Origin of the sequence: Cognatishimia sp. 1_MG-2023 (genome assembly GCF_030548175.1) — a bacterium.
GTDB lineage: Bacteria > Pseudomonadota > Alphaproteobacteria > Rhodobacterales > Rhodobacteraceae > Cognatishimia.
The window spans coordinates 169,648-184,925 of record NZ_JAUORX010000002.1 but is presented as its reverse complement, the minus strand read 5'-3'; the positions used below and the strand labels follow the sequence as shown (position 1 = coordinate 184,925).

The following is a 15,278-nucleotide window of genomic DNA, read 5'->3' as shown; positions in this document are numbered from 1 at the left end:
TGCAGTTTCAATTACTTACCAAGACACCAACGCATAACAGCCTTTTGCGCGTGCAAGCGGTTTTCAGCCTCATCAAAGATCACCGAATGCGGGCCGTCCATGACTTTACTGGTCGCTTCTTCATCGCGGTGTGCTGGTAGGCAGTGCATAAACAGCGCATCTGGTTTGGCTTTCGCCATCAATGCATCATTTACCTGATAGGGGCGCAATTGGTTGTGACGGCGTTCGCGGGCTGATTGCGCGTCATGCATTGATACCCACGTGTCTGTCACAACAAGATCAGCACCTTCAACGGCTTTGGCTGGATCGCGTTCAATAATAACGTTGCTGCCTTTTGAACGGGCCAAGTCGATGAATTCTTGTTCTGGATCCAGTTGGGCTGGTCCAGTGAATGTCAGATCAAACCCAAACTGTCCTGCCGCATGAGCAAAGCTTGCGAACACATTGTTGCCGTCGCCGGACCAAACAACCTTTTTGCCAGCAATAGAACCACGGTGCTCTTCAAACGTCTGGATGTCAGCCATGATTTGGCAAGGGTGCGTGCGATCTGTCAGACCGTTGATCACCGGAACGTCAGAATATTCTGCGAGTTCCAGCAGCGTTTGCTCTTCGAAAGTCCGGATCATGATCATATCGACATAGCGGCTGAGGACGCGGGCTGTGTCGGCGATGGTTTCGCCATGCCCTAGCTGCATTTCCTTGCCAGACAGAACCATAGTCTGCCCACCCATTTGGCGCACGCCCACGTCAAAGGAAACGCGTGTCCGCGTGGATGGCTTTTCGAAAATCAGCGCGACCATTTGGTTTTTCAACGGCTGTTCGACGTCTGGCGTGCCACGTGACAAGCCCTTGCGGGACTCTTTCATCGTTTTGGCGGACTCGATGATCCCCCGGAGTTCCGTTTGGTCGGTTTTGTGAATATCCAGAAAGTGCTTCATCGCGCTTATCCTTGTAAGTTTTGGGCCACTACAGTCGCAGCGGCGTCTAGGCGCGTGATGGCCTCGTTGATGTCATCGTCGGAAATGTTCAGAGGTGGCAAAAGGCGGATCACATTGTCCGCAGCTGGCACTGTAATCAGCTCTGCGTCATAGGCCGCTTGCAATACATCCATGTTCGAGGCTTTGCATTTCAGCCCAAGCATAAGTCCCGTGCCGCGTACCGATTCAAATACATCAGGATGCGAGGCCACAAGTCCTTCGAGAGATTGCTGAAACTGTCCAGCTTTGCGGTTTACGTCGTCTAAAAAAGCAGGTTCCGCTACAATGTCCATCACCGCGCCACCAACAGCACAAGCCAGTGGATTGCCGCCATAGGTCGAGCCATGTGTGCCTGCGGTCATACCGCTTGCGGCCTCTTCGGAGGCCAATACAGCCCCCAAGGGAAAGCCGCCACCGATACCCTTTGCCACCATCATGACGTCTGGTGTGATACCAGCCCACTCATGCGCAAATAGCTTACCTGTTCGGCCAACTCCGCATTGCACTTCGTCCAAAATCAGCAGGATGCCAGCTACGTCGCAGATTTCGCGGACGGCTTTTAGATCGGCGTCATCCATTGGGCGGATACCGCCCTCGCCCTGTACCGGCTCTAGTATGACCGCAGCGGTCGTGTCGGTGATCGCGTTTTGCAATGCGTCCAGATCCCCCCAAGGAACCTGCTTAAATCCAGGCAAGAGCGGACCAAACCCTTTGGTCATTTTCTCGCTGCCAGCCGCCGCAATGCCCGCTGAAGAACGGCCATGAAAAGCGCCCTCGAAACCGATGATGTCGGTCTTGTCCGCTTGACCTTTTTCAAACCAATATTTCCGCACCATTTTCACAGCAAGCTCGCAGCATTCCGTACCAGAGTTGGTAAAGAACACGGTATCTGCAAAGCTATTTTCGACCAATTTGTCGGCCAAAGCCTCTTGCTGAGGAATGTGATACAAGTTGGACACATGCCAAAGCGCATTGGCCTGATCGGTCAGAGCGTTCACCAAAGACGGATGCGCGTGACCAAGGACATTCACCGCAATGCCAGCACCAAGATCGAGAAAACGTCGACCGTCCGCCTCTATCATCCAGCTGCCTTCGCCTTTTACGAATGTCAGAGGGGCCCGATTATAGGTCGGTAGAACAGAGGGGATCATGGTCCGGTCCTTATAGTTAAGCCCTTGGCGTGCAACAGCCGGGCGAATGTGTCAATAATGGATGGGGTGCTTGCGGCAGTAACGCGCAATAAATGAAAAAATTTGCGGATATTTACCGCAAGGCAACAGGCCTGAGCTTGGAAAGCTAAGGGGATTAGCGTCGGAGTCGTCGGACTCGGATATGGGCGCTCGTTGTTTTCATATTGATGTCTTTAGGCGCTCCAGGGCGTTTTGGAAAGCCTAATTTATTTTGCGCCGCGTTAAGGCTTTAGTCGATGCCCGGTGCGCAACAGGTTCCACGCTATCGCACAAATAGCTAGAAACGTGCCTGTTACGATCAGCAAGCCTTTGACTGGATCACTGTCAGACACTCCTAAAAACCCAAAACGCGCGCCGTCGATCAAATAGAAAATCGGGTTATAGGCCGAAATCTCGCGCAAAACGGGCGGCAAGGCGGTGACGGAATAAAAGGTTCCCGAAAGGAAAGCCAAGGGCGTTACGATAAAGTTGGTGATCGCGGCCATCTGATCAAACTTATTGGCATATATCCCTGCCAAAATACCGATCGCCCCCATCAAACCCGCGCCCATAATGACAAAGGTTAATACCCAGAGCGGGTGCGCAATGCTTTGTCCTAAAAAAACAAAAAGCCCAAAGGAGATACCAAAGGCCACAAAGATCCCACGGGCAACGCCGCCTGCGAGATACCCCAAAACAATTTCTAACGGCGAAAGTGGCGGCATCAACGTATCCACAATGTTGCCCTGCACTTTGGAAATCACCAAAGAAGACGACGTATTGGCAAAAGCGTTCTGAATCACCGTCATGGTTAAGATGCCCGGCGCCAAGAATTGAATGAACGGCACGCCCATAACCTCGCCGCGGCCCGGTCCGATCGCAATGTTAAAGATCAACAGAAACAATCCCGCGGTCACTAAGGGCGCCATTAACGTTTGTGTCCAAACATTCGCAAACCGTGCTATTTCACGCTTTGCCAGCGTAATTAGACCTAATCCGTTGATCCGGCCAAAGCGCCGAACGCCCATTTCTTGCGGTTTCATGGCAACCCTGCCCTGCTGATGTGATTCTGCGCCTTGTAACTCACGATGGGGTGTTTAAAATAGGCCCCTGACCAAGAAATGCAGGAGCGGCCCAAAGGGACCGCTTCTTTTGCCAAGGAAATGTAGATGTCCTGGACCGACGAACGCGTTGAGCTGCTGAAAAAAATGTGGGGCGAAGGCCAATCGGCAAGCCAAATCGCCAAAGAATTGGGCGGTGTCACTCGGAACGCCGTGATCGGTAAGGTACACCGCTTGGGCCTATCCAACCGTGCCGGTTCTGGTGGGGCGAAGGCCGAATCCAAGCCTAAGGCCGAGGCAAAGCCAAAGGCAGCACCAAAGCCTAAGGCGCCGCCAAAAGAAAAACCCATGCCGGAAATGAAGACCGAGCCTGCCGTGCCACCGCGCGTCGCTGGTGCTCCCTCGACACGTAAGGCGATCATTCCTGCTGGCCAGCCATTGCCTCCGCAGCCATCTGCCAACGAAATTAGCCCAGAGGCACTAGCCAAGGTTAATGAAGTTGAGAAGAAGGCCAAGAAATTGGGCTTGATGGAATTGACAGAGCGGACCTGCAAATGGCCTGTGGGCGACCCCGCGACAGAGCATTTTTGGTTCTGTGGCTTGCCAACACAGTCTGGCAAACCTTATTGCGAGGCCCATGTAGGCGTGGCGTTCCAGCCAATGTCTGCACGCCGTGATCGTCGCCGCTAAGATATTCAAATACCAAAGAAAACCCCGGCCTCTGCGCCGGGGTTTTTCGTTTCTATCTTTGCTTACGTTTCGAACCGGCGACGCAGAGCTTCCGCACGGTCAAAGAACGCCTCTCTGACTTCTGCGGCAAATGGATTCGCAGCCTCTATCGCATGCAATACGGTTGGCGGATCATCCTTAACCATTTCAATCGCTTCCTTAAGCAGATCAAAGCTGGCCGTAGTCATCCGCGACGGCAGCGGCCCCATATCGACCAGAACTTTCGCGATCAAATGGGTTAGGCCCTGCACCACAGCGACCTCACGATCATGCTCTTCTGCTGGGCATGTAACGACCTTGAGGCCAAGTTGACGCGCAAGGAAAATCCGAACTGCGCGCCAAGCCTCGCCCCTGACCGGACATAGCGTTAGCTTGCGACCGACAAGTCCTTGCATGGCGCTTTGTGGGCCAAAAAGTGGATGTGTTCCAACGACTTGCACATGATCTGGCAAACATTCGACCATGGCGGCGATGGGGGCCATTTTGACCGAACCGACATCAACGATAATGGTTCCGGGGCTGAGATGCGGCGCTAAGGCCACGCAGCTTGCCCGGATTTGCGACACTGGCACGGCCAAAACAATCACGTCACATGCGGCAAGCTGTTCGAGCGCCACCAGCGGCAATTCTGTGCCGTCACTCAGGCGTGCGATGTCACAGGATGGATCGCGCACCATGATGTCAAAATGTGGATAGAGATGCTCGGCAACCAAACGGCCAAAGCCGCCAAACCCCAGTAATCCCAATGATTTACGTCGCACGTCCATGTGCACTTCCCTTTTCAGAGCCGCGCGCCGGAAAACTCATTTTTAGGAAAAGTTATGTCCACCAGCTACGCGGCGGTCACAACAAAACACCCGCCTTATTTTGGCAGGTGATAATAATTCATAAAGATGGTAGTCATCTGTGTCATGGCCCCGTGACTGACACGAGGCCATGCATGTGTCAATGTTTGGCGTTAATTGCTGCCGCCAAACAGGCCCTTGAGTTTATCGTTCAATTTTTCCTCAAGCTTCTTTTCCAGAGCTTTTTCAATGGATTGGACTTCTTCAGTTGTCACGCCAAGCTTATCCGCCACGGCTTTCTTTGCCTTCTCTTCAAGCTGCTTTTTTTCTTCAGCTAAGTTTTGGTTCACAATCGCCTCAAGGTCTGGCCAGATTTTTGGATCAGCCCAAGGACCTTTGATCCGGACAGGAACAGCAATTCCAGTATCCGTATTGTTTTTGATCTGCGGCGTGAACGTGTAGTCAATGTTCTGCTGACCTAGGCCGATTGTACCCGCTCCTTTGGCCTGAACGCTGGGCAAATCCATTAACAGATCTGAATTGTTCACCACGCCATCCGCAATGGTCCAGCTGGCGGACATCTTGTCAAAAACCGTGGTACCGCCGTCTGGTGTGCCACGGAAAAGCTTATCAAGGTTGATGCCGGAAATGGTCCCCTGACCAACATTCAATGTGCCGTCCCCTTTTAGAGAGTTTATGATTTTGTTCAAAGAGTTACCTGAGCCCAGAAAGGCCAATGTCCCATTCGCACTGCCAGTAAACCGGTCGATTTCAACCATGTCCGTTAGCAGCGGTTTCAGCGACAATTCTGCCCATGCCATCTTGCCACCAACCGACAGGCCATTGCGGTTATTCGCCACGAATTGACCGGTGATTTTACCGTCATAACCGTTAATTTCTTGCAACGTTGCGACGGCGCGGGAATTGTCGATGTCGACCTTCAGACGGGATAGGCCAAACTGTAAACTGCCGGTATCAATCGCATTTGCAGAGATTGTGATGGTGCCATCAAACAGGCCAAGCACGCTGGCGTCGATTGGATCGGTGGACCAACCTTTTGATTCTGTTGTGGTTTCCGCAGATTCCCCGCCGGAAAGCGTTGCGAAGTTGAGTGTATCTGCCTGAATATTCGCTGTGACGACGGGCTTTGCGGCCAATTGAATATCGGCCTCTGCACGTAAGTCATTGTCAGCAATAGAGATTTCGCCACCTCGCAGGCTGAACAGCTGCTCTTTTGTCAACGTTACGCTGCCTTTGAAGGCAGTCGCGGGCATTTCTGCGCCGGATTGGCCGACTGCTGCGAAAAAAGCGTTTGGATTTGGTAGCTTAGCTGTTGCATCGCCTGAAATTTCCGGAGAGATCGAAGCGCGGCCGTTGAAGGTGACTGTGTTGCCGGCGGTTGAAAATTCGCTGTCAATTTTAGTAATTTCGCCGGCCATTAACCCATTTAGGTCCGCGATTGTTGCAGACAATTCTACGGTTTCGGTAAACGGTTTGGCGGACAGTTCGATTGTGGCTTCGGCGGTGCCCCATGTCAGATCAGCAGTCAGATCGTTAACCATTATGTCTTGCCCTGCGGCGTCCAAATAATGGACTTGGGCGTCGGTAATTTTAAGGTGGTCTAGGGTAAAGGCGGGGCCTGTTTCGGTGGGGGTGCCTTCGGCTGTCGTGTCTTCCGGTGCCTCGGATACGGGAAGTAAATCCCAGTTGGCGTGGCCCTCATTATCCTTTTGCAGCAATATCTTAGGCGAGGTCAGCGTGATATTCTTGATCTCTACCGCGCCGCCAATCAGGGCCATCAGATCAACGCCGATCTTGGCGGCCTCTGCTTGAAACATCGGGCCTTGATCAGACCATTCTGCGTTGGACAATGTGACCGCGCCGGTGGAAATGCCGAGGGTTGGGTAGACACTAAAATTAACCTCTCCGTCGAATGTCAGGTCGCGGCCGGTTTGGGCTTTGACTTGGTCGGCGGCCAATTTTGCAACCTTTTCACCGGGGAGAACAAAGATCAGGGTGACCAATGCGAGTACCAATACAACGATGATTGTTAAGAGAATTTTGATCAAACGCATGACTTTGCCCTTTGCGAAAACCTATCCCTAAAGGGGTAAGCGCTGGGGCGTTGCAGTTCAACCGTTCGTCCGGCTCATTTACACATTGTAAATGTGGAAATTCGTACGTTTCGCGGGCTGAAACGTACGTTTCGAACCATTTGGTCAGATATTAACCTTTCCCCGCCGCCGTTAACCATCGGGATTGTGATTTTGGTGTGGCCCCTGCCCGTCTTAAGCTGCTGTTAAGGTGGAGGGGTTATGCGTGTATTTGGATGGGTACTAAGTTTCGGAATGCTCAGCGCGGGGGCGGCTTGGGCAGAGCCGTGTCAGACGTTGGACGAATTGCGCGCGGATCAGGACGCGCGGCATTTGGCGGGCGCAGTGCGGGGTTGCGTGGCGGACGAACGCTATGTTGACGCGGTGCAAACCTTTTGGGCCTATTCCAATTTCGCGTTGTTTGATCAGCAGCGCGTTCGGGATGAAAGCGCCCATGTGGCGGTGCAAGAACTGCACGGCTGGATATTCTCAGGCTATTCGTTTGCGATCATCGGCGAGCTGAAAAAGGTGATCGCAGAATTGCGCGATCCGGATGGGGTGTTTTTGGCGGCGACGTGCCGGGGCGTGGCAAAGGCCGGCCCGCCGGAGTATCGCCCGACCTATATGATCAAGCGGGGCATGATCCCGCGCAAGACAGAGGATGATTGGATGGTTGACGGGTTTGATGCGACCGCGGCGTGGCAGAAGGCGCTGGTGGAGATTAATGGGTGCCCGGTTGGGGTGGTCAATTAGGAGCTAGCTCTATCGATCGAGAGCCAGCCCTAGACATCTAGAAAAACGGGACAACCTCCTTGAAAGACTTTAGTGTTTCTATGAGATATTCAACATAACCTGTATTCTGAATGAGAAACCCGAAAGTCGACAGCAATACCAGATAAATGGGTATCATAACGAACCAACGCTTAACCGTTAGCCCCTTTATCATTTTCCAAGCCGTGTCTGCATAATACGAGTTATCTAGATTGGGAAGATTAAGGAAACTTTTGGGAAAGTCGCGATTTGCAGAAACTATCAAATCATCAATGTAATCAGCTCTATCCATGTTTTCGGACATTCGATGATAGTCTGATGTATCTCCATGCAGAAAAAACATAACGCGAAAGAACGGCATACCAATTTTAATGGCAACCTTTTGCTCTGAAAAATTAATTAATGTGGTGCTAATTGGGCCATTAAAGTGCGGATCAATAATACCCACGTTCAGAGCCAACAGCCCCTTTTTTGTAAATGTTGTTCGTAGAGTTGCCAAACCGGTAATAGTTGAAGGTAACTGAAATTCTTCATTTGAGAGCACTAAAACTGACTGTCGAGGCTCTAAAATGTAGATCCCATTATTCTGAGACTGATCAAAACTATCTGTACTGGACCCAGTTGGAAAAATTTGGCCAATTGTTAAATCGTAGGTGCTATGCTTTAAGTTTTTGGCATCCGCATGTTCTAATAGTTTGCAGTCTAAAATAGCTGAGCCAATAATCATGTCTGACAATTTAATCTCCCAAATACCCATTACGCTTAGCCAGCAAACTATGTGGGATCAACGTTTCTTTGAATTATGCGACTTAATTTCATCTTGGAGCGAGGATGAAAGCCGTAAGGTTGGTGCCGTCATTGTCGGAAAGGCAAACGAAATTCGGAGTACAGGTTACAACGGATTGCCACGTGGTGTTTCAGCATCAGATCGTAACAGACAGAGTCATCGTGATGGAGAGAAGTACTTTTGGTTCGAACACGCTGAAAGAAATGCCATATATAATGCTGCGCGAGTTGGAATACCTCTGGACAACTGCATCATTTACTCGAGTGTTTTCCCTTGTGCCGATTGCGCAAGAGCCATTGTCCAAAGTGGCATTAGCGAACTCAGATCGTTCCCATTTCCTAAAAACGACAAAACCTACTCCAAAAGCTTTGAAGTAGCTGCTTCGATTTTTAAAGAAACCAACCTTCGAATAAAGCTATTCGAGCGCTAAAAGCGTTGTTATTGCAACGCCCCCCACAAGTCATACTCCCCTGCCTCATCCACAACGACATCGACCAGATCACCGACGTTCAACCCGTCGGTGCCTTCGTCGATGAACAGGTTGCCGTCGATCTCTGGTGCGTCGGCTTTGGTGCGGCAGGTGGCGATGCCGTCTTCGTCGATGTCGTCGACAATGACTTGCTGTGTGGTGCCGACTTTGGCTTGTAGTTTTGCCTCGGAAATCGCTTGGGCTTTTTCCATGAAACGTTCCCAGCGGTCTTGTTTGACCTCGGGGGCGACGTGGTCTGGCAGGTCGTTTGACCGCGCGCCATCGACGTTTTCGTATTGGAAGCAGCCGACGCGATCCAGTTGGGCCTCGTCCATCCAATCCAGAAGGTGTTGGAATTCGGCCTCTGTCTCGCCGGGGTAGCCGACGATGAAGGTGGAGCGCAGGGTGATGTCTGGGCAGGCAGCGCGCCAGTTGGTGATTTCGTCCAGCGTTTTGGCGGTGTGTGCCGGGCGGGCCATGCGTTTTAGCGTGTCTGGGTGGCTGTGTTGGAACGGGATGTCGAGGTAGGGCAGGATCAGCCCGTCGGCCATCAGCGGGATCAGGTCGCGCACGTGTGGGTACGGGTAGACGTAGTGCAAGCGTACCCAGAGGTCGGGGTCGATCTGGCCCAATTCGCGGGCGAGATCGGTGATGTGGCTGCGGACCTCGCGGTCTTTCCACGGGTGGGTGGAGTATTTGCGATCAAGACCGTAGGCAGAGGTGTCTTGGCTGATGACAAGCAGCTCTTTGACGCCGCTTTCGGCGAGCTTTTCAGCCTCTCGCAGGATGGCGTGCACCGGACGGCTGGCGAGTTTGCCGCGCATGTCCGGGATGATGCAGAATTTACATTTGTGGTTACAGCCCTCTGAAATTTTTAGATAGCTGAAATGGCGCGGGGTCAGTTTGACGCCAGCGGCTGGGAGGAGATCGACGAAAGGGTTGGGTGACGGCGGCACGGCGGAATGCACGGCGTCCAGCACCTGTTCGTATTGATGCGGGCCAGTCACGGCGAGGATGTTGGGGTGATGCTCCCGGATGTAGTCGGGTTCGGCACCAAGGCAGCCGGTGACGATGACTTTGCCGTTTTCCTTGAGCGCTTCGCCGATGGCATCCAGGGATTCTGCCTTGGCGGAATCCAGAAAGCCGCAGGTGTTCACGATGACCGCGTCGGCCCCTTGGTATTCGGGAGAAATGCCGTAGCCTTCGGCGCGCAGGCGGGTCAGGATGCGCTCGCTGTCAACCAAGGCTTTGGGGCAGCCCAAAGAGACCATGCCGATGTTTGGCTGGCCTTTGCGGAGGTCAGATTGCACCTGTGCGTTGGCAAGGTCTGGGCGGAGGCTGGGCGGGTTCGCTGGCTGTGACATGCGCGCGGTGTAGCCGGATTCTGCGGGTTTGGGAATGGGGTGTTTGGTGAGGTTGGATTTGGGTGGCGTGGCGGTGGGGTGGAACCCCACCCTACGGTTGTCTTTGGGTGGTGTGGGCGTAGAGTGGTTGGTGCGTATTTTGATGACGAGATGGATTGATGGCTGACGTTGCGGATGGGTTGAAGCCCGCGAATGAGAACCCTTGGTATGTGCTGATGACGCTTTATGGGGAGCAGGAGGGGGACGAGATTGATTGGGACCTGCATGATAGGAATATGCGGGTTTGGAATACGTGGTTTGGCATCACATCTGGCACATCGAATGAGGAAAAGCTAAGCAAAGCGGGTATTATTTTCAAAAGGCACACCAAGAGCATTCGTGAATTGACAGTTATGTTTAAGGAGGCGTTCTCCAAAGCCTGGGGGGAACGAAATGGCACTCTTCCCGAACCATCTATTCCGCATAGAGATGCTGAAATATCCCTATCGTCAATTGAGTTTTCAAATGAACTGTTTCTCGATGGCTTTACGTTTCGCAAAACCGTCGATTTATCCAACTCTCTATTTCACAAAGGTCTTTCAGCAAAAAATTCTGGATTTACAAAAGCAACGCTCCTGAACAACACGCGCATAAAACAGAGTATAAACGTCAACAGTGCGGCATTCCTCAACTATTTTGATATCTCAGGATGTAACATCGAAGGTTCATTTACATTAAAATCCGCGCAATGTTTCAGGGGCTTCAACTTTTCAAATTCATTCCTTGGCAAGCAATTCCGCGCCAAAAATCTTTATGTTGGCGAAGAATTCGACGCATTTGATAGCACTTTCGAAGGTCAGGTCGATCTACAGGATGCTCAAGTTCTCGGGCAATTCAAGCTGTCCCACTCAACAATAAACGGTCATGCATATTTCAATCGGGCGAATTTCTCCTCAGCAACTGAATTCGTTTGGACCCATTTCAACAATGAAGCCAACTTCGCTGGCACTACATTCAAAAACCGAGCAATTTTTCGCAAGACGATCTTCAAAGGGTCTGCGAATTTCCCAAGTTGCGAGTTCCAAGGCAATACCGATTTCGCTGAATCTGTTTTTGCCGCCACAGGCGACAAACAAATGCCAGCTATCCGTTTTACCGACGCCCACTTTGCCAAACCCACCTCTTTCCGCAACGCGCGTTTCCTAAATTCCTACCCAGAATTCACAAACACTGATTTGCACCCCGTTACGGATTTTTCAGTCGACACGAAAACCGAAAAGTTCTGGCCAGCAGGCATTACCGAACCACGCAAAGAAGCTCGAGAAACTTGCGGGATCATTCGCAATCTTTTGGCCAAGAAAGGTTTGCACGAGGATCAGCATTTTTTCTTTCGCAAAGAAATGCAGTTTGCCAAGGCTTCGGTAAATAAGCGTGAGGCGTTTACCTATTGGGCCTATGGGGCGTTGTCTGATTTTGGGGATTCGATTCAGCGGCCTGTTGTATGCCTGTGTGTTGTTTGGATTTTGGGTTTGTTGATATTTGGTGGGTTCTTCTTGCAGACACCGCTGTTTATTGAGGCCTGTTTCGAGGGTCAAAATAGATGGCCTAATGAAGCTTTGCGGCCTTACGGCACCGGCGCGGCGCTAAGCTTATCAAACTTATTTCCGCCATTTGGTTTCAATAGGACGTTTTTCGGTAACAAGTTCATGGGATGTTTACCGATACCTTTGAAGTTTTTTTCGGGATTGCAAACGATTGTAAGCCTGCCCTTTCTCTTCTTCCTTGGCCTCGGACTTCGGCAGCGGTTTCGGTTGCGGTGATACGCAGGTTTGCCGGGCTGAAGCCCGGCCTACGGTGGTGCGTTGTGGTGTTGCGTAAGGGGTCGGTGCGCATGAATGCGCACCCTACGGGCGTAAGGTCGGGCGTTGGTGGGGTGGAACCCCACCCTACTTTATGTGGGGTATTGGGCGGCGCATTGGGCCAGTTGGGTGTTGGCGCGGGTGCGTTCAGTCGTTAGGCGCTGTTGCGCGGAGGCGAGTTTGCGGCGCTCTTCGGCCAGATCAATCGCGACGGGCTTGGTTTTGACGCGGGCATCGTTGCGGATGCAGGTCGTGAGATTGCCGCCTTTGTTGCAAAAGCCATAGCGGAATTGTGGGCTGACATCGCGTTCCAGCGCGTAGCCACGGTCTATGTTGGCTTGGGCGTCGGCGACGGCGCGTTCCAGCGCTTTGACGTTTTTGGTGGCGTCAGTCTCGCATTGTTGTCGCGGTGTCGCGCAGGCTGCGAGTGTGCAGAGCCCGATGATGAGTAGTGTCTTTTGCATTTATGCCTCCGATTGGCTGTCAGGCGGCATCCCCGTGAGCAGCCTAGCATGGAAGCGGCGGCAGGTCATCTGTGTTGGCTTGCGCGGGCTCAGAGGGTTTTGAACAGCGCTTTGTTTTGGCAATAGGCCGGAGGTTGGCTGAGGTTGCGCGCGGCGTTGAGTTTGGCGGCGCAGTCGTCGGCGTGGCCGCATTGGCTGCAGCGCACGACGGCGTTGGTCAGCGCGTCTATGGACACATCGCCATCCAGCGTGTGTTGTTGCATGTCGTGACCGAGTTTTTCAGACATGGTATCAAAGAGATAGACGTGTTTTTGCAGGGTTTCGCGATCTGGCATGGTGTCCTCCTGTTTTGAAAGAGGGTGCCATGGGGTGATTTCGCAGGCTTTGACATACATCAATTGCGGTTGGACGCCCGGGAGGACGCTTGCAGCGGGGTTACATGCTGTCGAGGTAGGCGTTTACGCAGTCTTGGACGCGGCGAAAGCGGTCGCCGCCAAGGTGTTTACCGCCATACCAGCGGGTGACGATGATCAGGTGGTCGTGCAGTTCGGCCCGTTCGAGCATGCGCACGATGACCATCCCTGCCCCGCTTTCGCCGTCGTCACCTTTGAGCGGTGTGCCGTCAGCGTGCAGAACGGCCCATGTATTGTGGGTCGCTTTGGCGAATTTCTTATCGCGTTTGAGCTGTTTTAGGGCGGCGTCCACATCGGCGCGGCTGGCGACGGGGCAACCCGTCACCGCGTATTTGCTGCCACGGTCGGTGACGACATTCAGGATTTGCCGCATTTACAGCGACGCGACTGTGCGTCGGACGGTTTCGATGCGCTGGCCGTTGGGTGGATGGCTGCCAAGGAAGCGGTCGCCCGGATCTGGAATGCGTTGGAAGAAAGCCGCGCCTTTGATTGCATCATAGCCCGCGTTTTGGGTGATGCGGGCGCCCAGCGCGTCAGCTTCGAGTTCATGGTCTTTGGAATAGGCGCGTGCGCCGACGGTTCCGCCAAGGTCCGCACCAAGGTCAACCGCGCTTTGTCCACCGCCAAGCAACACGGCAAGTGTGCCCCCGGCGAGCGCGCCGATGGTTGCGGATTGGCGTGTTTGCGTCAGGTGGCCGCGGATGTGATGGGCTGCTTCGTGACCAAAGATAAAGGCCAGCTCGTGATCGTTCTTGGTTTCGGCAACAAGCGCTGCGGTGAAGGTCAGCACAGGGCGGCCAGTGCTGTCTTGGGATTGATAGGCGTTGGACGGTTTGCGCGGGTTGCTGTCAAAGACCACTTTGAAATCGCAATTCACCCCAGCGCGGACCCGGGAGCGGCAGGCGTTTTCGGCGATAGGCTCCATGCGTGCGACGATGCGGTTGAACCGCTGCACTGATCCACTGGTGCCCGCCACAGGTGCGGTGGGCTGCGTGGCGCTAGGGGCAGAGGTGCTGCTGGTTGTGTCGCCCGGCTCAATACAGGCGGTCAGTGCAGTGAGTGCAAGGATCGTGGTGGCGCGTTTTAGCAATTGGGTCATGGAAGCAGTCAACACTTTTAATCAACATCGGTTAAGGATGTTCTAGCCAAGATTATCGCGCGACGCCAGTCAGGTGGCAGGGCGTTGCCCATTGCGCAGGGCGCGCTGGACAACAGCGCGCCGCTGGGCATTGGATGGGTGGGTGTTCAGGGCATGTTGGCCGGGATCAGGAATGCGGTAAAAGAACTGCGCGCCTTTGAGGGCATCATAGCCCGCGTCACGCACCATCAAGGCGCCCAGCGCGTCGGCCTCTAGCTCATATTCCTGCGAAAAGGTACGCGCGCCAACAAAAGCGCCGATTTTGCGTGCCTCGCGGATTTGTTCGCGTGTGGCCCCGTCTGCTTCGGCGGCGGCACCCAGAAGGGTTGCGCCAAACACCGCGTCTTCTTGTTGGCGGGAGAGATGGCCAAGGATGTGATGCGCTGCCTCATGAGCCAGCACCAGCGCGACTTCGTCGGGGCTTTGTGCGGCATCCAATAGCTGGGGGGTGACGATCACAAAGGGGCGGCCAAATCCGTCGACGGATTGAAAGGCGTTGACTTCGCCTTCTTCGGTTTGGGCCACATAGAGGCGGATTTTGCAGTTGCGGGCGATGCCGGTGCTTTCGCAGGTGTCCTGCACCACGGGGGCCAATCGCGCGACGATACCTGCGAATTCGGTCGCTGGGGGCAATGTGGCTGGGGAAGTATCAGGGCTGGGCAGCTCTGCGCAGGCGGCTAACGTCGCGGCCACCACAGAGAGCAAGATCAATCGAAAACGTCGCATAACGCGAAACCCCTTTGTTCGAAGTCTAGGTCGCCTATCGTGATTAAGAAAGGGTGCATGACACACATGCGATTACAATCGCGTCAGATGCTGTCGGCGCACTGGGGCTTGCGATTTTTGCAACCGGCGTTAGGCTAAACCTATGTTCACAATCGAGCACGAGTTTGACGCAACCGTCGTTACTCTGGTGGATGAAGGCGCAGCCCATCTGCAAGAGGATATCACGATCAATCTTTTCGAAGATTGCATCACGTTGGAACAATTAGACCCAAGAACCGATACCGTGCAAAAGATCACGCTATCGATCTCTCAAACCGATGATCTAAGCGCCGCCTTGGATTTACCGGAAGGTGTCTATCGCATTGCCCGCGATAAGACCTAACGCTTTATCGACAAGAATGACCTTGCCCCGCGCCACCTGTGGGCGCGGCTGGGTAGACTGTGTGCCAAAATGGGCAGAAACTTTGCATTGGTGGTTGAAATCACGTGGATTT

Annotated in this window: 17 protein-coding genes; 5 read left to right on the top strand and 12 right to left on the bottom strand. The window is 53.3% G+C overall.

Going from position 1 to position 15,278, the window contains the following annotated elements; all coding sequences use genetic code 11:
* Nucleotides 1-11: 11 nt before the first annotated feature.
* From argF to Q4544_RS03885, 3 genes are all read right to left on the bottom strand, one after another.
* A complete protein-coding gene (gene argF / locus Q4544_RS03895; protein WP_303504172.1) occupies nucleotides 12-938 on the bottom strand; it encodes an ornithine carbamoyltransferase in 927 nt (308 codons plus the stop codon).
* 5 nt (nucleotides 939-943) lie between these two features.
* The gene (locus Q4544_RS03890; protein ID WP_303504171.1) at nucleotides 944-2,128 is read right to left on the bottom strand and encodes an aspartate aminotransferase family protein; all 1,185 of its coding nucleotides are present in this window, start codon (nucleotides 2,126-2,128) and stop codon (nucleotides 944-946) included.
* A gap of 260 nt (nucleotides 2,129-2,388) precedes the next feature.
* Complete coding sequence (locus Q4544_RS03885) at nucleotides 2,389-3,189, bottom strand: ABC transporter permease (protein WP_303504170.1); 801 nt, start codon at nucleotides 3,187-3,189, stop codon at nucleotides 2,389-2,391.
* Nucleotides 3,190-3,315: 126 nt separating this feature from the next.
* Between Q4544_RS03885 and Q4544_RS03880 the strand changes: the two genes are divergently transcribed.
* Nucleotides 3,316-3,897 (top strand): GcrA family cell cycle regulator, encoded by a 582-nt coding sequence (locus tag Q4544_RS03880; RefSeq protein WP_303504169.1) that lies wholly within the window; start codon nucleotides 3,316-3,318, stop codon nucleotides 3,895-3,897.
* A 62-nt stretch (nucleotides 3,898-3,959) separates the two neighbouring features.
* Here the strand turns inward: Q4544_RS03880 and Q4544_RS03875 are convergent, their stop codons facing one another.
* Together Q4544_RS03875 and Q4544_RS03870 are read right to left on the bottom strand one after the other, a co-directional pair.
* Nucleotides 3,960-4,703, bottom strand: a complete 744-nt coding sequence (locus tag Q4544_RS03875) for a prephenate dehydrogenase (RefSeq protein ID WP_303504168.1) — start codon at nucleotides 4,701-4,703, stop codon at nucleotides 3,960-3,962.
* Nucleotides 4,704-4,894: 191 nt separating this feature from the next.
* Nucleotides 4,895-6,796, bottom strand: a complete 1,902-nt coding sequence (locus Q4544_RS03870) for an AsmA family protein (protein WP_303504167.1) — start codon at nucleotides 6,794-6,796, stop codon at nucleotides 4,895-4,897.
* Between the two features lie 240 nt (nucleotides 6,797-7,036).
* Here Q4544_RS03870 and Q4544_RS03865 point away from each other — a divergent pair, with 240 nt between their 5' ends.
* Nucleotides 7,037-7,567 (top strand): hypothetical protein, encoded by a 531-nt coding sequence (locus tag Q4544_RS03865; RefSeq protein WP_303504166.1) that lies wholly within the window; start codon nucleotides 7,037-7,039, stop codon nucleotides 7,565-7,567.
* A 37-nt stretch (nucleotides 7,568-7,604) separates the two neighbouring features.
* Here Q4544_RS03865 and Q4544_RS03860 read toward each other — a convergent pair whose 3' ends face one another.
* Entirely contained in the window at nucleotides 7,605-8,312 is a 708-nt protein-coding gene (locus Q4544_RS03860; protein ID WP_303504438.1) for a dCTP deaminase domain-containing protein, read from the bottom strand.
* Here Q4544_RS03860 and Q4544_RS03855 point away from each other — a divergent pair.
* A complete protein-coding gene (locus Q4544_RS03855; RefSeq protein WP_303504165.1) occupies nucleotides 8,311-8,802 on the top strand; it encodes a dCMP deaminase family protein in 492 nt (163 codons plus the stop codon). The two genes, Q4544_RS03860 and Q4544_RS03855, sit on opposite strands and share 2 nt — an antisense overlap.
* Before the next feature lie 8 nt (nucleotides 8,803-8,810).
* Here Q4544_RS03855 and rimO read toward each other — a convergent pair whose 3' ends face one another.
* Entirely contained in the window at nucleotides 8,811-10,205 is a 1,395-nt protein-coding gene (gene rimO, locus Q4544_RS03850) for a 30S ribosomal protein S12 methylthiotransferase RimO (protein WP_303504437.1), read from the bottom strand.
* 215 nt (nucleotides 10,206-10,420) lie between these two features.
* Here rimO and Q4544_RS03845 point away from each other — a divergent pair, with 215 nt between their 5' ends.
* A complete protein-coding gene (locus Q4544_RS03845; protein ID WP_368411226.1) occupies nucleotides 10,421-12,004 on the top strand; it encodes a pentapeptide repeat-containing protein in 1,584 nt (527 codons plus the stop codon).
* A 131-nt stretch (nucleotides 12,005-12,135) separates the two neighbouring features.
* On the opposite strand, the gene Q4544_RS03840 is transcribed toward Q4544_RS03845, so the two are convergent.
* From Q4544_RS03840 to Q4544_RS03820, 5 genes are all read right to left on the bottom strand, one after another.
* On the bottom strand, nucleotides 12,136-12,507 hold the full coding sequence (locus tag Q4544_RS03840; RefSeq protein WP_303504163.1) for a hypothetical protein: 372 nt from the start codon (nucleotides 12,505-12,507) through the stop codon (nucleotides 12,136-12,138).
* Between the two features lie 89 nt (nucleotides 12,508-12,596).
* Nucleotides 12,597-12,842, bottom strand: coding sequence for a DUF6455 family protein (locus Q4544_RS03835; protein WP_303504162.1), 246 nt, complete (start codon nucleotides 12,840-12,842; stop codon nucleotides 12,597-12,599).
* Between the two features lie 100 nt (nucleotides 12,843-12,942).
* Nucleotides 12,943-13,293, bottom strand: a complete 351-nt coding sequence (locus Q4544_RS03830; protein WP_303504161.1) for a YigZ family protein — start codon at nucleotides 13,291-13,293, stop codon at nucleotides 12,943-12,945.
* Nucleotides 13,294-14,019 carry a M48 family metalloprotease gene (locus Q4544_RS03825; RefSeq protein ID WP_303504160.1) on the bottom strand — a complete coding sequence of 242 codons (726 nt, stop codon included), beginning with the start codon at nucleotides 14,017-14,019 and terminating at the stop codon, nucleotides 13,294-13,296.
* A gap of 69 nt (nucleotides 14,020-14,088) precedes the next feature.
* Nucleotides 14,089-14,784 (bottom strand): M48 family metallopeptidase, encoded by a 696-nt coding sequence (locus Q4544_RS03820; protein WP_303504159.1) that lies wholly within the window; start codon nucleotides 14,782-14,784, stop codon nucleotides 14,089-14,091.
* A gap of 142 nt (nucleotides 14,785-14,926) precedes the next feature.
* Between Q4544_RS03820 and Q4544_RS03815 the strand changes: the two genes are divergently transcribed.
* A complete protein-coding gene (locus Q4544_RS03815) occupies nucleotides 14,927-15,166 on the top strand; it encodes a hypothetical protein (protein WP_303504158.1) in 240 nt (79 codons plus the stop codon).
* Nucleotides 15,167-15,278: the final 112 nt, after the last annotated feature.